Below are 1,660 nucleotides of genomic sequence, written 5' to 3' on the forward strand. Positions count from 1 at the left end.
GCACATCCTCACCATCAACGCCGCCATCATGCTCACCCTGAGTGCCGGTCAACACCCGATCTGCGCCAACAATTCATCGAGGACCCCGGTCTGATCACAAAGGGCACAGATGAGCTGTTGCGTCTTTACACCCCGACCCTCGGGCTCGCTCGCACCGTCGCCAGCGACATCAACTTCCACGGCCAACCGCTGTGTCGCGGCGACCGGGCAATCCTGATGTGGGCCGCGGCCAACCGCGATCCCCGAGTGTTCGACGATCCCGATATCTTGGATCTGGCGCGCCCGAATGCAAAGAACACATGGCGTTCGGTGTCGGCATGCACCGCTGCCTGGGATCGCACTACGCCAAAATGATGTTCCAGGTAATTCTGACCCAAATCCTCAAGCGGCTGCCCGACTTCGAGCTGGACGGTGATCCCAAGCTATTCGAAGACGCAGGTGAGGTGTACGCCGTGCGTGAGCTGCCGGTCCGGTTCACGCCCGGCCAGCGCATTAGCTGATCGGTGCTGTCACCTACAAGAGTTGGACTCGCGGATTCAGTGGGCTCCGCGCACCGCATCACCCATAAGCGAAGGCGCGGCTCACCGCCGACGTTACAACCTGCCCTCGCGCTGTAGCTCACGATGTACCCACGCCGGGGACCTCTTTTCTTTGAATGCGCGAAAGCCTTCGCGTGCTTCCGGCCCGAAGAGACTGGAGTGCATGCCAATTCGGTCGAAAAGGCCGAGATAGTGGTCGAGGCTGGACTTGATCAGGCCCCTGGCTGCGGGGGCGGTCTGGCAACACTGCACGAGTAACTCCTTGGCCACGCTGAGCAAATCGTCATGCGCCACCACCCTGGCCACCATGCCCCACTCGAGGGCTTCATCTGCGGTCAGTGTGCGCCCGGTGAACATCAGATCCTTCGTGCGTACCGGGCCCACCAGCCGGGCCAGGACCTGACTGTAATAGGTATCGGCGATGCCGCGAAACAGCTCAGGCACCCGGAAGGTAGCCCGCTCGCTGACCACGGCGAGGTCGCTGCACATCGCGATTTGTAACCCACCGCCCTGACAGAGCCCGTTGACCGCCGACACCACCGGCTTCAGCGACTGGCGCAGGCTGTCGAACGGTGTGACGTCGAAGCCCATGATCGAGGCAAAGTCCATCCAGTTGTCTTCCGCGGCCTGACCTAGGTCCCCACCGGGGGCGAAAACGTCGCCGGTTCCGGTGATGATTAGACCGGCGAGATCGGGATCGCTATTGACCCGGCTGATGGCATAGCGGATGCCGAAGTACATCGCGGGCGTGATGGCATTGCGGGCTTCGGGACGGTTCAGCGTGCAGATGGCGAATACCCCTTCTCGATTGAAACTGAGGAAGGGAGTCCCGAGCCAGTCGCCGTCGGGCGGGCGTGGACGGTTGCGGTGGCTGTCTGACATGTGGCAATTCCTTCCAACGTTGTGAAACCGGGTGAAATCCATAATATAGTTGTATGATTAGAGGCTTAGCGATGGTCTCAGCCGCGATACAATGACCGCAGCGTGCCGGAGCACTCTGCTCAGGAGCCACTAGGGGCCTACTTCGCAAGGAAGACAAGGAAGTAGGGAAAGAATGGGTACACTCGATGGCCGAGTTGTCTTCATCACTGGCGCCGCTCGGGGGCAGGGCCGCTCACGCG

1 protein-coding gene and 2 pseudogenes (1 of these 3 cut by a window edge) are annotated in these 1,660 nt (G+C 61.3%); 2 read left to right on the forward strand and 1 reads right to left on the reverse strand.

From position 1 onward, the window contains the following. Positions 1–500: pseudogene (locus ACFE99_RS15495) on the forward strand (cytochrome P450); the annotation flags it as partial. A gap of 93 nt (positions 501–593) precedes the next feature. On the opposite strand, the gene ACFE99_RS15500 reads toward ACFE99_RS15495, so the two are convergent. Beyond that, the gene (locus ACFE99_RS15500; RefSeq protein ID WP_375486767.1) at positions 594–1,421 is read right to left on the reverse strand and encodes an enoyl-CoA hydratase/isomerase family protein; all 828 of its coding nucleotides are present in this window, start codon (positions 1,419–1,421) and stop codon (positions 594–596) included. A gap of 172 nt (positions 1,422–1,593) precedes the next feature. Here ACFE99_RS15500 and ACFE99_RS15505 point away from each other — a divergent pair. Further along, positions 1,594–1,660 (forward strand): annotated as a pseudogene (locus ACFE99_RS15505) (mycofactocin-coupled SDR family oxidoreductase) (it continues 746 nt past the right edge of the window).

This window comes from uncultured Mycobacterium sp. (assembly GCF_964249325.1).
In the GTDB taxonomy this organism is placed as follows: Bacteria; Actinomycetota; Actinomycetes; order Mycobacteriales; family Mycobacteriaceae; genus Mycobacterium.